This window comes from Actinomycetota bacterium, from assembly GCA_041658565.1.
In the GTDB taxonomy this organism is placed as follows: domain Bacteria; phylum Actinomycetota; class AC-67; order AC-67; family AC-67; genus JBAZZY01.
Window position 1 is genome coordinate 90,320 of sequence record JBAZZY010000007.1, and the last position, 15,795, is coordinate 106,114.

Consider the following 15,795-nt stretch of genomic DNA (forward strand, 5'->3'; position numbering starts at 1 on the left):
GGCCGGACTTCTCAGACCTCGGACATAACCTCCATCATCAGCGTGTCGTTGGTCCCGTCCATGATGGTGAGCAGGGATGCGTCACGCATGTACTTCTCCAGCTTGTAATCGCGCGTGATCCCGTAACCTCCTAAAACCTGGACCATCTCGGCGGTGTGCTTGACGGCCAGATTTGTCGAGACGATCTTGGCCGTCAGGCTCGTGCGGAAGTCGCCGGGGAAGTTGTTGGCGGAGTGCCAACTCCCCTTCCACAGCAACGTCCGGCAGGTCTCGATCGCCGCCTGGATTTCGAACAGCTTCTTGGCGACGAGTTGATGCTTGATGATCGGCTTGCCCCACTGAACGCGCTCCTTGGCGTACTCGAGCGCCTCCTCGTACGCAGCACGCATCAAGCCGACCGCCATGTACCCGGTCCCAAGGTTCCCGACGGTGACGATCGCGTGGTGAAGCATCGGGTACGCATCACTCGGGGGAAAGATCATCTGATCCTCGGGAACAAACACATCGTCGAAGGAGAGCGTCGCTTGGTTGAGCGCGCGCAGACCGATGCGATCCTCCGCCTTGCCTTGCTGTACGCCCTCTGCGAACGCATCCGTCACGAACATCCCGGAACCGCGCAGGCCTTTGTCGCGCTCCACGCAAGCAAAGACGACAAGCGCCTTAGCCAAGCCGCCGTTGGAGACAAATGCCGACTTCGCACCGTTCAGAACGTACCCACCCTCGGTCTTCGCCGCGGTCGTTCGGTGGTGAACCGATAGGTCGTCGTAGTTCTTGCCGTCGGAGCCGACCATCGGCTCACTGCTACCCCACGCGGTCAGCCATGTTCCTGTGGTGTCGGCACAGAACGGCTCAACGTAGCGCTCGATCAACCTGGTGTTGTGTTGAGCAATGAACGCGATCAGCGCAGGCACGACCGAACTCGCCATTAGAGATGCGGCGAATCCGCAGCCGTACCGCGCCACTTCTTCCCAGACAGGACCGGTCGTCGTCGGTCCCAACCCAAGGCCGCCGTATTGCTCGGCGATTCCCATCTTGTGCAGCCCCATCTCGAACGCGGCCGCCATGGCATCGCGATACTCCGGACTGCGGAACGCAGCGTCCGGATCGGAAATGCGGTCGACCGCGATCTCCGCAGGCTCCAACTGCTTGCGGCCGAACTCGCGCACGGCCTCGATAATCTCAAGCTGTTCGGGCGTTTGAGAGAAATCGATCATGATGCATCGCTCCCGCTGTAGAAGTCCGTCATCTTGAAGTAGTGCGGCAGGAATGCCTCGGCGTCCACCGACCCCAGGACGCGGCCGGGCAGCATTGTGTTACTGCTCTCGATGGCAAAGGCGACCAGAGGCGTCATGTCCGCGAACTCGCTCCACGGATCCGCCTCGGACGCTTGGAACCGAACGTTCGGCGTACCGATCGCTATCGACCTCGCATTGATTTCGGTTTGCTGCGAAGCCAGCAACACGGGGCCGTCGAAGCCGGGCTCAAGGTCGATGCGTGGAGACGCCTTGAACAGGAACGTTGGACCGGTCGGCGGCAACTCCGGGAGCGTTTGCTCCAAGGCGATGTCGATCTCGATGAATCGCACTCCGCGACGCTCCACAGATCCCGACGCGCGCGTTTCGTTCCGCTCGAAACGGATGGTCGCTTCCTTCTTTGGGAACCCGAAGATGTCCCGGCCGTTGTAGAGGCGGTTGGGATCGCTGTCTATCGGCATCGACAGGCAGTACGAACCAGCCTGTCCCCGGTACTTGCAGCGCAGGAACAGGGCCGCCTCGCGGTACCCCGGCCCAAGGTTCGTCTCGCCGTACTCGGCGATGAAGATCAAGCCCCCGGGCAAGTCGGCCTGCTCGAGCGGCGGAGGCAGACAAGCAGCGGTCTTTTCGGGATCCGCGGCGAACATCACCCCCAGCATCTCGGCGTGAGGGAAATCGCGCGTCTTTAGCGCGTAGTAATCGGACAGCTCTCGTTCTGTCTTGACGAAACCCACAGGCTCCCCCCTGTCGTGAAACGGCTCTCGCTTACGAGAAGTCTTTCATTACCTTCCACTGACTTCGCTGCGCTTTTCGGATCGACCACATCACCATCGCCGGCGACAGACGGTATGCCGCCGCCCCGATCTTGCCCACAGGAGTGAAGACCACTCGGTTCTTGCGCTTGTCGATCATCTCGACGATCAACTCGGCCGCGCGCGCCTGGGTGTGATGCGCGGGTCGATCGGGCAGGACTCCACTGCCGTCGGCCGCAAGGATCCGTTTCTCGGGATCGTGTTCGGTGAAGCCGAGGTGCGCGACTCCAATGTGCACGCCGCTGAGTTCGAGCCGCAGCGATTCGGCCAGACCGTTCATGCCGCCTTTGGCGGCGCAGTAGATCGACGCGCCCGGCATTCCAAAGATCCCGGCAATGCTTGAGACGAAGACAATCGAGCCGCGCGCCGCGCGCACATGCTCCACCGCCGCGCGGCTGACGTAGATGCCTCCGAGCAAACTCGACGACAAGACCGAGTGACAGGTCTGCGGCGAGAGATCGGCGAAGTTCCCACGCATCGACAGCCCCGCGTTGTTGACCACGATGTCGAGTCCGCCGAAATCGCGAACGGCGGTATCTACCATCCCAAGAGCGTCCTCGTACACGCCTACGTCTCCGGCCACGGCCGAGACCGTCGATCGGATCGCCCGCAACTCCGCGAGCGACCGCTGCAAGCGATCGTTCCCGCGAGCAGTGATGACGACGTTCGCCCCTCGCCGCAGAAACGCAGAGGCCGTCGCGAAACCCACCCCCCGGCTGCCGCCGGTGATCAGAACCGTCTTTCCCGCATGAGTGTTCAAAACACGCTCCGTCATATGTGTCCGTACTCCCGCAAGGCCTGTACCGACTCGTCGATGGCCTGCTCTAGGGACGTCTGCGGCATCGACAACTCGGTGATGGCTTTGCTCGAGTCGTAGTAAGTGCCCATGCACGCCATCCGAGCCATCGTGCGGTTCAACGCCGCAGGCCGTCGCGAGATCGCCTGAACGGCGGACCCTGCGGACCCGGCGGCCAGCACGACCGCCTTCGGCAGCACGAGCCGGGGTGGCTCCCTGCCGACCGCGCGCGCCACCAGCGCGAAGAACTCCAGGTAGCTGACGTTCGTGCCGCCAAGCAAGTAGGTCTCACCGGTCCGCCCTCGCTGTAGCGCGCTCACCATGCCGCGCGCCACGTCGCCGACGTGAGCGAAGTTCCGTCCCCCCGGCGACGTGAAGCGCATGTTACGCCGAACGAACTGACGGATGAGTTCCCCCGAACTCGGTCGCTCGTCAAAGGCTCCCAGCATGAACGTCGGTGCGACGACGACGGCATCCAACCCGTCGCACGCAACCCGATCCAGCACATGCTTCGATGCATCCGCTTTGGATTCGGCATAGGCGACGCCTTTGTACGCCAAGGGGAAGCCGGAACGCTCATCTCCGGGCGATTCCTTCGAGCCGTACCGGAACGAACTGGCGGACCCCGTATGAATGAAGCGCCCAACGCCCGCGCGCACACTCGCTTCGACGACGCGCCTGGTGCCCTCCGAGTTCACGCGCCACATCAACGCGTCGGGCGCGCGCATGTCGGTCAACCCGGCGCAGTGCAACACTGCCCCACAACCCCGCAAAGCCGCGTTCAGCACCGACGGATCCTCGTCCAGCAAATCACCCTGCACGATCTCGGCTTCGAGACCGTCAAGCGTCCGCGCCTTACTGTCGCGCATCACGAACGCGCGCACCTCGTACCCATCGGCCAGCAGCGCGCGCACCAGATTAGCGCCGAGCAGCCCGTCCGCCCCCGTCACTAGAACCTTCATCCCCGGCCCCCGCCATCATCCATGCAGACGCACCCCGAACCCGCGCTCTTCGAACTGCGCTGAGATCCGCTCAACATCCACCGGCAACTCGCTCGACAAATCCCGGTAGTCGGCAAGCCGCCCGAGCGACTCGTACTTTCCCTTCGCCCAGCCGTGATAGGGCATCAAATGCGTTTCCCCCGAATACCCGGCAGCCACGAGAAACGCGGCGATCGCTTCGATGTCCTCGGCTTCGGTGTTGAACCCGGGAATCAGCGGAATCCGCGGAGTCACGCGACCCGAGCCGACGACGCCGATGAGCGCCGCGAAATTCTCAAGGATGGAGCGATTTCCGGTTCCGGTTCCCGCGCGATGCTTCTCATCGTCGACGTGCTTGATGTCGAAGAGGAACAAGTCCGTAACGTCCGCCAGCGGCTGCAACAACTCCCGCGGGAACAGGCCGGCCGTCTCGAGCGCCGCACGCACGCCCCGCGCGCGCAAAGCTCCCAACAAAGCGAGAAGGAACTCCGGTTGGGTCGTAGGCTCCCCGCCGGTCACCGTGACGCCGCCCTCGGATTCAACGAAGAACTCAAGGTCGGCGGTCGCGCGCTCGACCGCCTGTTCAACCGAGACCTCCTCACCGACGCGCAGGAACGCGCCTTCGGAGCAGACATCCACACAACGACCGCAGCCGTCACACTCGGCAAGATCCCACTGCAGCGTCTTCCCGCGCAGCCGGACGGCCTTGGGGTCGCAGACCTTCAAACACTCGCCGCAGCCGTCACATCGCGAGGCAAGAAAGCGGACCTCCGGAACTTTCGCTTGGGACTCGGGGTTGTGGCACCAGAAGCACCGCATCGGGCATCCCTTGAGGAACACTCCGGTACGGATGCCGGGGCCGTCGTAGACGCAGTAACGCTGGACGTCGAAGATGAGCCCGGTGGGCGATTCAGCAGGCATGCTCGGACCTAGCGATGATCTCGTCCTGGATCTCTCTACCCAGATCGACGAAATAGGTGCTGTAACCTCCGACCTTCACGATCAGATCCTTGTATTGCTCCGGCGTGCGCTGGGCGGCCTGCAGAGTCTCGGTGTCGACGACCGTCGGCTGCATCTGCGCGCCGCCCAAGCGGAAGTAAGTCCGGAGCAACGCGACCCACGTTCGACGAGCATCCTCGTGCTCGCCGATTCCGGTCGGGTGGAACCGGATGTTGACCGCGCACCCCATGATGTCGCGATGCGGCAACGTAGCCACGCTACGCAGCACGCCGGTAACGCCGGCCTCTTCGACGTTGTACGGGTTGCAGCTTGCCGCGTAAGGAGTCGCAGCCTTTCGACCATCGGCGCTCGCAATCGACAATCGTCCATCGATGGTGTGCGTCGTCATGCTGATCGCGTACGCGACGACGGGCCCGTTCTTTGCGTTGCGATACCGGTACGTCTCGCTCACGAGACCGTCCATGATCCTTCGCGCAATCTCATCGCTCTCCGCACAGCCGTTGCCCCACTTGCCCTTCAGACGCTTGATCTGGCGGTACAACCCCTCATGCCCGACGAAGTTGGCATCAACCGCGGCCAGCACCTGCGCGCTCGAAAACCTCTGCTGCTCGAAGACGAGCTTCTTGATTGCGTACAGCGCGTCCGTGGTGTTGGCGATGGAGTTGATGAACGAGATCCCCGTCAAGTCGTAGCAGGCCCCTCCGCGCGTGACGTCCGCAGCCGAGTCGAGACACCCGTCAATGAATGCCGAAATCAGCGGTGCCGGCAGGATCCGCGCATATAGGCGATCGCGGAGGTTCGAGGCGTCCACGATTCGCGCGACGGCCGCGCGAGCCTGCTCGAGGTACGCCTCGAGCAACTCGTCGAAGGATCCGAATGCACCGGGATCTCCGGTCGCCGGGCCTTCCCCCGACATGATCCCCATCGGGGTGCGCGCGTCTCCGTTCCGCAAAGTGATATCCAGCAGCCGCGACAGCAGCATCGCCGTTGCGCTCATGCTGCCGGTCTTGCCCGGGCAGGTCGCCTCAACGCACCCCATGATCGCGTAGTTGCGAGCGTCGGCTTCGATGAAACCGCGGCGCAGCATTGCCTCGACGTGCGTGTCGTCGTTGAACAGCGAGAAATTCGAGGTCCCGTCGTGCAGGCACTCGGCTATCAACAGCAGCAAATCGTCAGGGGTCTGCCGACTGATGCGAACCGAGATGTTCGTGACCGCGCGTGATCGATGAGCCGCGCGGACGAAGACATAGGTCAAGTCGTTGGTCGCGTCCGAACCGTCGGAGCGCATCCCGGCGAGCGTCACCGGCGACGACCCAAAGAACCGATGGTAGAAGTTGCCCAGGATGTTGGATTCGGGCCGGATGTTCTGCGACATGATCTTGAGCAGCAGCTCTTCGATCAGCGCTTGAGCGGATTCCGGATCGGTCCTGCCTTCGGCGAGATCTCGCTCGTAGTACGGATACAAGTCCTGATCGAGCCGACCAAAGCAATGAAGGTTGACCGGGTGCGCCAGCTCGACGGCCGTCTTGACGGTCCACGCCGACTGGACGGCCTCCGCAAACGTCCGCGCCGGATGCTCCGGAACCCGCAGGCAGATATCGAGCATTCCCTCGAGCGCGCGACGGCGTTGCGGGTCGGATTCGCCCTCCATGCTGCCGCGGACGCATTCGGCAAGCCTCCGCGCGAACACCCCGACTCCGTCGAGTGCAAGATCCATGGCCTGCAGCGTGTCGATTTGCTCCGCCGTCAGGCCGGAATCGTCGAGTCGATGACGCACCTGCGCGCGCAAACCCTGCAAGCCCCACTTCAACACGCTCGCGTAGTCCAGGATCACATGCCCCTGGATCGTCGAGATGGTGGCCGCGGTCGACAGCATCAGCACCTGGCGCGACGTGTTTCCCGGCGCGGCCATCGCGAACTCGAGCGTGTCTCGCGTGATGAGTCCCGCCTGTTCCAGTTCGACCTGCAAATGATCGACCAGCGTCCGGGATTCCCAATACGGCAGAAGATCCCGAAGTAACTCGCGCCGGTCGGCGTCGGAGATGTCGAACGGGTTGATCTTGCGCGAAGCGAGCGTCTTCAGACCCAGGTCCAGCGGTGCCGCGCCCGCCGCGCGCGCGCCGCGCTGCTCCCGCAAAAAGGCTCTCAGGCCGCGTCGCCGAAGCAAATACGAGCCGACCGAGACCGCCGCGCGCGCGCGCGCCGCAACCATGTCGCGCAGGCGTAGCTCCGTCCGCAGCACGGTGTTGAAAACCCCACGCTCGATATCGATCGGCATGCCGAAGAAGCCTTCGGTCCAGTGGCCGGCGATGCGGTCGTCGGGATCCACATAGTGATCCATATGCTCGTAGACGTTGTGCATCGCGGTGGCAACGCGCATCTGCGCAGACAGCCCCATGTCCTCAGTCGCACGCCAGCTTTGGGTGTACAAACGCGCGCGCTGCACCGACAGCACCGCGCGACCCGACTGATAGCGTTCGCGCAACCGATCGATGCGCTCGGTCTCGGAGTGTCCACCCACCGGACTCATGCTCCTTCCTGCCGATCGACGCCTTCGCGCTCCAGCGCGTCCAGCGTCGTGTCGAGCATCCAGCGAATGTGACGCTTGCGCTCCAAGATGCTCCGCTCGGACAACGGGTCTTGTCCGAGCAGCCCTTCGAGCACCTTCGCGTACGAGAAGTACGTGATGATCGCTCCGTAGAAGCTCACCGCCAGGTGCTCGGCAGCCAGGGGGCCGCTCGCAGTCACAGGGAACGCCTCGCGAATGGCCGGCAACCCGAGCCCCAGGATCGAGCCCATCCTGGCCACGATCCGATCCATCCGCGGCCCACCGGCCGCCTCCCGCTGGACGATCCTGAAGAAGTTGGGGTTCTCTCCGAGGAAGTCGATGTACGCATCGACCAAGCGGTGCATCCTTTCGCGGACGTCGCCCTCTCCGTGCAGCGCCGCCACCAACGCGGACGTCAACCGCGCGTAGTAGCGATCGAGCACACCGTCGAGCAGGCCTTCCTTGCCGCCGAAGTGATAGTGGATCAGCGCCTTGTTCGCGCCGCTGGCTTCGGCGATCTCCCGCGTCGTGGCACCCTCGAATCCCAGCCTGCCGAACAGCAGGTCGGCCGCATCCAAAATCTCGTTCTTTGTTTCGACCGCCATGGGGCTCCCGTTCCACGATTCAACCGGCCGACCAATTAACTCTACACTTGGAAGTTCCATTTGAGCAAGGAAAACCGATTGCCCATTTCGTCATAGAACGGACCTTTCGGTAGACATCGCAGTGATCCCGGATACACTCGCCCGATGGACAGAGGAGTGACCGGATCCATCGCGGCCTGGGTCGAGCAGCTCGACTACACCGACATCCCTCCGGCGGTTCGCGAAGCGGCCGCCATGCAGCGCGCAAGCGTCCTCGGGGCCGTCCTAGCCGGCGCCCGCAGCGAGGTCGCCGTCCGCGTACGTGAAGCCGCCGTGGACTGGGGTTCGGGCGAGGACTCGACGGTTTTCCCCGGCGGGCCGCGCGCGCCACTGCACTCGGCCTGCTACGCCAACGCGGTCGCTTCGGTGGCCTTCGACTTCGACGACTACCTCGTTGCCGGGCACACCGGACACTCCGCGGTGCTTGCCCCGCTCGCCTTCGGTGAGATGCTCGGAGCCTCCGGGCGCGACGTCGTGACCGCTCAGGTCGCCGCGAACGAAGTTGCCGGCCGCCTTGGAGCGGCCTTCTTGCTGGGGCCGCACAACGGCCAGATGTGGACCTACATCCACGCGATCGCCGGAGCGGTTGTGGCCGGACGCTTTCTCAAACTAGACGCCGGACGCCTCGCCGACGCGATCGGCATCGCGCTCGCGCAACCTCCCTACCCACTGGCTCCGGCGTTCTTCGGACCCGATTCCAAAGCCACGCTCGCTTCCGGCCCCCTCGTCGAAGGAATCCGCGCCGCGCAGCTGGCGGCGCGCGGACTCACCGGCGCGCCGGATCCAATCAGTGGTGCCGGCGGGATGCTCGAACGCATCGCGACGCGCGGATTGCCGTTCGCGTTCGAAGCCCTCGGCTCCGCATGGGTCACTCAATCGCTTGCATTCAAGATCTACCCCGGCTGCGCGTACATCGACACGCCGGTGGACGCCGCATGCGTGATCCGCGACGAGTTCGCCCGCGCCAAGGGACGCTCGCTCACACCGGCCGACGTCGATTCCGTTCGCGTGGAGGCAACGTTGTTCACCGATGGGATGGAGCAGATGAGTGCACCCCATCGAACGGATAGCGAGTTGCGCGCAGCCGACGTCAACTTCTCGGTTGGTCTGTCGCTCGGCGTGTTGATCGCCTGTGGCGAGATCTCGGTGGAAACGCTGTCGACCACATCACTGGCACAGAACCAAGATGAGATTCGCGCGGTTGCGCAGCGAGTGCATGTCGAGCAAAGCATGGAGATGAACGGAGCGCTGGGCGGCTTGAACGAGATCGGCATCGACATGCTCCGCTTGTTCGACCCCGCCTACCAGCCGACGCTGGAGGGCGTGGACTTCGGCAAGTTCCGCATGCGCTTCCCGTCACGAGTCACCCTAAAGACGGCGTCGCGGGACGAGTTCGTGGCCGAAGTGGCGACACCGCGCGGCGCGCCGGGGCGTCCCGTCGAGGAAACGCGCGCGCTCGTGGCGGAGAAGTTCCTCGCAGGCGCGCGCCCGGTGTTACGCGATCCGGACGCCGCGCTCGAAACGGTGCTCGGACTAGACGACGCTTCGAACGTCCGCACAGCGGTCGAGTCCTTCCGAACGCCCTGACTCGCGTCAGTCGTCGTATCGCGAGGCCTGCATGCGGAACAACTCGGAGTAGCGGCCACCGGCCGAAATCAAGGAATCGTGCGACCCCGCTTCCTCCACATTCCCCTCGTGCAACACGACGATGAGATCCGCCATGCGTACGGTCGAGAACCGGTGCGACACCAGCAGAGTCACGGGCTTGTGACCGTCGGCCGGACGAGCCATCTCGGCGAACCGCTCGAAAACGTCGTGCTCGGCGCGTGCGTCCAGACTCGCGGTGGGCTCGTCCAGCACGACCACGGCCGGATCGGCCCGCATCGAGCCGCGCGCGAGGGCGAAACGCTGCCACTCACCCTCGGACAGATCGTGCCCGTCCTCGAATTGGCGGCCAAGTTGGGTGCGAAGTCCCTCGGGGAGTTTGGCCAGGATGCGGTCGGCGCCGGCGAAGCGCACCGCGCGCTCGACCGCCTCGGTATCCTCGATCCGCGAGAGGTCGCCGACCCCCACGACTTCACTCGCAACAAACTGGAACCGAACGAAGTCCTGGAACGCCGAACTCAAGCGCGCGCGCCAGTCTTCGAGGTCGATGTCGCGCAGGTCGACTCCGTCGACCAGAATCCGGCCCTGCGTCGGATCGTAGAACCTGGAAAGCAGCTTCACGATGCTGGACTTGCCGGCACCGTTCTCGCCTACCAACGCAACGGTCGATGATGCCGGCAGAAACAGCGACACGCGATCCAGAACCGTCTTTTCGGTCCCGGGGTAGGAAAAGGTCACGTCCTCGAACGTGATGCCTTCGCGAATTACCGGCGGCGCCGGCAGCGCGGTCTCGCGCGCGCGCACGGTGAGCGCCGGCCGGTAGTTCAGCAGCCACAGGTATCGCTCCCCCATGTAGCCAAGCTCGGCGATCCCCGCGACGAGTTCCGCGGCCATCTCGACGTGCCCGATCATCAGTCTGGTCACCTGAATGCCGAGCGCAATATCCCCGGCCGTCGCGCGCCCGTTCAGCGCTTCAACGCCCAGGAAAGCGATCGCCAGCGTCAGCGACGTCCCGTACAGAACTCCGCCGAGCGTCGAGGAAGCCGACTGCTTCAGGCGCGCGCGGAACATGCGGCGCACGAACGCGTCGGAAAGGCGTCGGTGCTCGGACAGCAGGTGGTCGCGCAGGCCGAACAATCGAATCTCTTTGGCGCCGGTCTGGCCGGTCGCGAGCCGAAGGTGATGGTCGGCCAGCCGTTGATCGGGGGCGGCTTCGTCGAACATCGACCAGTGCTTTCGGAAAGCGCGGAACTGGATCCACGCGCTCGGGATCATCACAACGGGCAGCAGCGCCAAGACCAAGTGGATCGAGCCGAGCAAGATGGCCCCTGCGACCATCCCGATGATCACATATACCCCGGAGTTGATGGTTTGCAGCAACTGCGCCGGGATCCACTGACGCTCGCGAACCTGCTTCATCCGATCGGCGAACGCCGAGCGCTCCAGATGGTCCAGGCCCGGCGCCCCCGAAGAAATCGCCATCAGTCGCAAGTCGACCTCGTGGCTGATGCGGTCGGCCATGTCCACTTGCAGCAGCGCATTCAGGTCCTGCAACAACGTCGCGCCGGCGGCAATGGCCAAGAACAAAGCACCGAAGACCAGCGCGCGCGCCGAGCTGTGGCCCCGACCGGCACCGACGGCGTCGACGACCGATCCAACAACCCAGGCATTCACCGCGCCGCTGAGCCCGAGCAAGAACATGATCGAGAACAGCGCGACGGCACGGCCGCGCGCTGCCGCCCACGACATCTCGAAGATCGAGCCATACACGCGCACAACCCGCCCGAGGCTTGCGCGCGCCGACTCCTTCCTCCGGGGCTCACTCATTCCAGCACCCCGGTGGTCCGGTAATGGTCGGCCTGCAACCGGTACAACTCGGCGTAGTGGCCGGCGTGCGCGAGCAAACTCGCGTGCGTTCCGTCCTCAACCACGCACCCGCGGTCAAGGAACACGATGCGTTCGGCCATGCGCACAGTCGAGAACCGGTGGGAAACCAGAAGCGTCGTGCGTCCGTGCGACAGTGCCGCGAAGTGCTCGTACAACTCGTGCTCCAGGCGCACATCGAGCGAAGCCGTCGGCTCGTCCAACACCAACAAGTCCGCGTCTCGTCCGAGTTGCGACATCATCGCGCGCGCCAGCGCGATCCGCTGCCACTGACCACCGGACAGATCCACGCCGTCGAACGCGCGCGATAGCGGAGTCTCCCAACCCGAAGGCAACCCTTCGATCTCCTCGAGCACGCCGACGCGTGATGCCGCCTCACGCAACAACTCGTTCTCCCCTCGCCTCTCGACCGCCCCGAACCCGACGTTGTCTCGGGCGGAAAGCTCGTAGCGAGTGAAGTCCTGGAAGATGCAAGCGAGCCTGCGGCGGTAGTCCTGCAAATCGAACTCGCGCACGTCGATCCCGTCGAGGGTGATGCGACCCTCGGTCGGATCGTAAAACCTGCACAACAATTTGATTAGCGTCGTCTTCCCGGCGCCGTTCTCACCAACGAGCGCGATCGACTGCCCTGCGGGGATAAACAGGTCAACGCCCTCGAGAATCCACCGCTCGGTTCCCGGATAACGGAACCGGACGCCTTCAAAGCGAAGCCCGGATCGCTCGATTCCATGCGCGGAAAGCGTCCCCGAGGCATCCATGCGCGGATCGGTCCGCGCGATATCGAACAACCGCATCACGTAGGGGAGCATGTAGTTGACCCGGCGAATCCACGCTGCCGCCTGAAACACCGCACTAGTTGCGGTCAGGATCTGCACGGCGGCCATCGACACGGCGAAGAACTCCCCGACCGACAGGCGCGGCGGCGTCGCCAGCGCCGCGCGCAGCATCGACCAGTACGCGATGGCCAAACCCGCCACCGCCACCGCATGCAGCACCAGCACGTACAGCGTCCCGATCCGTCGTTGACGCCATGTCTCGCGCATCCCCTGGAGGTAGTGATGATCCTGGCGAGCGATGGCCCAGTCCTTCATGCCGAAAAGGCGGATCTCCTTGGCGGGCTCGAGGTCCAGCGACAAGCTACGGTAGTAGCTCGACCGGCGGATCTCGGGGGAGTCCTGCCACAGCGCCAGACCCTGGCTCTTGACGCGGTTGAACGCGGCGAACCCCGCCGGAATCGCAGTCCCAAGCAGCAACGCCGGAACCCACCCCGCAAAGCGCCCTGCGACCCAAACCAGCGAGACGCTTTGCACGGCCTGTTGGACGGTCTGGCCGAGGATGAAGATCGTCTGCGCCGGCGCCCAGTTGATCCACTCCGAGACTTCGAGTTTGTCGCGGAAACGAGGGTCCTCGAAGTGCGCAATTCCCGGAGTAGCAGTAACTCCCTCCATCACGCGACGCGAGAGCAGCGCAGCGAACTTCCGGCCCAGCCCGAACTGGAAAGCGCCCTTGATCGGCTTCACCACCTGACTGCCGGCGATCACAACGCCGAGCACAACCAGGGCGTGCCGCGCGTCGTGCCATGCCTGAGATGAAGCGCCCAGTCGCGCAGCCTCCGGCAGCAGCGTTACGAAACGACCCGTCTGCAGAAGGATGATCGCCGGCACGATCCCTTCCAGAACCGTCCCGACGAACATGACGACCGCAAAAGCAGGCGCCGCGCGCGCGGACAGCACCACCACGCGCACATTCGCGCGTAGCTCCTCCCGCCACGACGGCTTGTCGTCTCCGACCGGCCGCTTCACTCGGACGACCTCGCGACGCCGTCGGTCGGATCCCGGTACGTGAGCGCGGCAAGGCCCAGCAACGGCGCCTCAGCATCCTCTTCCGCCTCGTCCCAGAACTCCCGGATGAGTTCGGCCATTCGGCGCGCGAACTCCGCGGCGTGCTCGGCGGAGATCCGCCGGCTTCTGGTCTCAAACCACCGCGCCTGGTCCGGCCAAGTCGCAACGCTCGTAGCCACTTCCTGGCGCACGGCGTCGAGTCCGGCGGTAACAAGAGCCGGGAACATGTCCGGCCCGGGGCGCAAGCTGAACACGCGCGCCACCGCCCGGTAGTACTTCTCGACGTTGCCGCCCTTGACGTTGGTTCGAACCAAGCGAATGAGTCGTTGCCCAAGCAGGACGCGCACGTGGTAGAGCACCTTCGCCTGCGACTCACCCAGTCGGCCGGCAATCTGCTGGTTCGTCGCCGGCGCCTCCGCCAGGATGGCCAGGATCTGGTTGCGCAGCGGATCCGTGAACGCCTTGAGCTGCTCGGGGGTACGCACGACGTGAACTGCCTTCGGCTCGCCCTTGGGGTGCGCGCCGTCCTGACTTCGCCTGGTTCCCACGAATGCTTAGGATTCCCTAAGCGGTTGAACATGTCAAACCCGTTTGTCCGGAACGTTCACACGCAGTGCCGTCGGGCCGCACCGACGCAGACGAGCACTACAATCCGGGGCCGACCAGGAGCCAAGACGTGAAACAGTACGAACTCTTCATCGACGGCGACCACACGGCGGCCGCGTCGCGAGGAACGATCGAGTCGATCGACCCGGCGACCGGCGCGGTCGTCGCGCGCGTCGCGCGCGCCATGCCGACCGACGCGCGCCGGGCGATCGCGGCGGCGCGCGCGGCTTTCGACGACGGTCGCTGGAACTCTCGTCCGCTGGAGTGGCGAACCGAAGTCTTGCTGTCGGCCGTCGAACTCCTCTGGAGTCGCCGGTCACAACTGGCCGAGTTAGAGGCCCTCGACACCGGCATTCCCATCCGCACGACCACGGCCATGATTGCGTCCGCACTTCACCAAGTCCGAGACCTGGTGAACATCGCTGCCGGCATCTGCACGGTCGAACCCTTGCCCCACAACGAGTTCCCCTCGCCGGTTCAGAACCTGCTGATGCGGGATCCCTACGGGGTGTGCGCCGCCATCGTTCCGTTTGCGTCCCCGTTCGCGACCGCGGCGTGGAAAGTCTTCGCAGCGCTTGCGATGGGGAACACCGTCGTGCTCAAGCCCTCCCCTTCGACGCCGTGCACGGCGATGGAATTGGCGGTCGCACTCGACGAGTCGGGCTTGCCTCCCGGCTGCCTGAACGTGCTGTGCGGGGCCGACGCGCGCGTCGGAGAGGAACTTGTCACCAACACGCTCGTCGATCACGTTGCATTCACAGGATCAACCGACACCGGGCGCACGATCGGCCGGATCGCGGCCCAGACCGTGAAACGCGTGACGCTTCAACTCAGCGGCAAGAGCGCCAACATCCTGCTCGACGATGCGGACCTCGACGTCGCCGTCCCAGGCGCCCTGTGGGCGATCTACCTCGCTGCGGGCCAAACCTGCCGGGCAGGCTCACGACTGCTCGTTCCGAGGAAGATGGCCGAAGAAGTCACAGACCGAATCGTGTCGGCCGCAACTCAACTTCGCGTGGGCCCGACGCTCGAATGGGATACCGACTTCGGCCCGCTGGCCTCCCGCGCACAACTTGAGCGCGTCGAGCGTTACGTGAGCGTCGGACGGACCGACGGAGCGGCGCTCGCGTGCGGAGGTCACCGGCTGGCGGAGGAAGCCCTGACCCACGGCTTCTACTACGCGCCGACTGTGTTCACGGCCGTTCGCAACGACATGCGCATTGCGCAAGAAGAGATCCTCGGCCCCGTCCTGTCCGTCATTCCCTACGCCGATGTCGAAGAGGCCGTCGCGATCGCGAACGCAACGATTTACGGGCTTGCCGGCGCAGTCTGGAGCCGCGACGTGCCGCGGGCCTTGTCGGTGGCGCAGCGCCTGCGCGCGGGAACGGTGTGGATCAACGACTACCACATGCTCACAGCAACGGCACCTGTCGGTGGATACGCGCAGTCGGGGATCGGCAAGGAACTAGGAATCGCCGGCTGCCTTGAATACGCGCAGTCGAAACACGTCTGGGTGGATCAAGGCCGGACGCTCGAATCCCACACATGGACGCCGGTCATCGGAATCGACCGCATCTTCGGCGTCACCGCCGAGTAGCCGCGATCAGCGGTGACGGAAGGTGATGCGTCCGCGAGTCAAGTCGTAGGGCGACAATTCGACCTTTACGCGGTCGCCCGGGACGAGCTTGATGTAGTGCTTGCGCATCTTCCCTGAGATGTGCCCGAGGACGATCGGTCCATTGTCGAGCTGGATCCGGAACATCGTGTTGGGCAGGGCCTCGGTCACCAGGCCATCGATCTCAATGGCATCTTCCTTCTGAAGGCCGGTGCGCTGAAGTTGTTTCTCGCGCTGCGCCGCACGTGAGG

13 protein-coding genes are annotated in these 15,795 nt (G+C 64.5%); 2 read left to right on the plus strand and 11 right to left on the minus strand.

Translation table 11 applies throughout. The features are described 5' to 3' along the window. Positions 1 to 11: 11 nt before the first annotated feature. The 7 genes from WDA27_06125 to WDA27_06155 are packed head-to-tail and all read right to left on the minus strand — an operon-like array spanning position 12 to position 7,954. Positions 12 to 1,214, minus strand: a complete 1,203-nt coding sequence (locus WDA27_06125) for an acyl-CoA dehydrogenase family protein (GenBank protein MFA5890512.1) — start codon at positions 1,212 to 1,214, stop codon at positions 12 to 14. Next, positions 1,211 to 1,987 carry an acetoacetate decarboxylase family protein gene (locus WDA27_06130; protein ID MFA5890513.1) on the minus strand — a complete coding sequence of 259 codons (777 nt, stop codon included), beginning with the start codon at positions 1,985 to 1,987 and terminating at the stop codon, positions 1,211 to 1,213. Before WDA27_06130 ends, WDA27_06125 begins: the two co-directional genes overlap by 4 nt. 31 nt (positions 1,988 to 2,018) lie before the next feature. Further along, positions 2,019 to 2,840, minus strand: a complete 822-nt coding sequence (locus WDA27_06135; protein MFA5890514.1) for an SDR family NAD(P)-dependent oxidoreductase — start codon at positions 2,838 to 2,840, stop codon at positions 2,019 to 2,021. Next, a complete protein-coding gene (locus tag WDA27_06140; GenBank protein MFA5890515.1) occupies positions 2,837 to 3,823 on the minus strand; it encodes an NAD-dependent epimerase/dehydratase family protein in 987 nt (328 codons plus the stop codon). Before WDA27_06140 ends, WDA27_06135 begins: the two co-directional genes overlap by 4 nt. A gap of 15 nt (positions 3,824 to 3,838) precedes the next feature. Next, the gene (locus WDA27_06145) at positions 3,839 to 4,762 is read right to left on the minus strand and encodes a glycyl-radical enzyme activating protein (GenBank protein MFA5890516.1); all 924 of its coding nucleotides are present in this window, start codon (positions 4,760 to 4,762) and stop codon (positions 3,839 to 3,841) included. Continuing rightward, positions 4,752 to 7,331, minus strand: coding sequence for a pyruvate formate lyase family protein (locus WDA27_06150; protein MFA5890517.1), 2,580 nt, complete (start codon positions 7,329 to 7,331; stop codon positions 4,752 to 4,754). The genes WDA27_06145 and WDA27_06150 overlap by 11 nt, the downstream gene beginning before the upstream one ends. Then, a complete protein-coding gene (locus tag WDA27_06155) occupies positions 7,328 to 7,954 on the minus strand; it encodes a TetR/AcrR family transcriptional regulator (protein MFA5890518.1) in 627 nt (208 codons plus the stop codon). Before WDA27_06155 ends, WDA27_06150 begins: the two co-directional genes overlap by 4 nt. A 144-nt stretch (positions 7,955 to 8,098) precedes the next feature. Between WDA27_06155 and WDA27_06160 the strand changes: the two genes are divergently transcribed. Then, positions 8,099 to 9,580 carry an MmgE/PrpD family protein gene (locus WDA27_06160; protein ID MFA5890519.1) on the plus strand — a complete coding sequence of 494 codons (1,482 nt, stop codon included), beginning with the start codon at positions 8,099 to 8,101 and terminating at the stop codon, positions 9,578 to 9,580. 6 nt (positions 9,581 to 9,586) lie between these two features. On the opposite strand, the gene WDA27_06165 is transcribed toward WDA27_06160, so the two are convergent. The 3 genes from WDA27_06165 to WDA27_06175 are packed head-to-tail and all read right to left on the minus strand — an operon-like array spanning position 9,587 to position 13,871. Next, complete coding sequence (locus tag WDA27_06165) at positions 9,587 to 11,425, minus strand: ABC transporter ATP-binding protein (protein MFA5890520.1); 1,839 nt, start codon at positions 11,423 to 11,425, stop codon at positions 9,587 to 9,589. Further along, on the minus strand, positions 11,422 to 13,284 hold the full coding sequence (locus WDA27_06170) for an ABC transporter ATP-binding protein (GenBank protein MFA5890521.1): 1,863 nt from the start codon (positions 13,282 to 13,284) through the stop codon (positions 11,422 to 11,424). The genes WDA27_06165 and WDA27_06170 overlap by 4 nt, the downstream gene beginning before the upstream one ends. Further along, positions 13,281 to 13,871, minus strand: coding sequence for a winged helix-turn-helix domain-containing protein (locus WDA27_06175; protein MFA5890522.1), 591 nt, complete (start codon positions 13,869 to 13,871; stop codon positions 13,281 to 13,283). The genes WDA27_06170 and WDA27_06175 overlap by 4 nt, the downstream gene beginning before the upstream one ends. A 128-nt stretch (positions 13,872 to 13,999) precedes the next feature. Between WDA27_06175 and WDA27_06180 the strand changes: the two genes are divergently transcribed. Then, positions 14,000 to 15,526, plus strand: coding sequence for an aldehyde dehydrogenase family protein (locus WDA27_06180; GenBank protein ID MFA5890523.1), 1,527 nt, complete (start codon positions 14,000 to 14,002; stop codon positions 15,524 to 15,526). A 6-nt stretch (positions 15,527 to 15,532) separates the two neighbouring features. On the opposite strand, the gene infA is transcribed toward WDA27_06180, so the two are convergent. Then, positions 15,533 to 15,691 (minus strand): translation initiation factor IF-1, encoded by a 159-nt coding sequence (gene infA / locus WDA27_06185; GenBank protein MFA5890524.1) that lies wholly within the window; start codon positions 15,689 to 15,691, stop codon positions 15,533 to 15,535. Positions 15,692 to 15,795 lie beyond the last annotated feature (104 nt).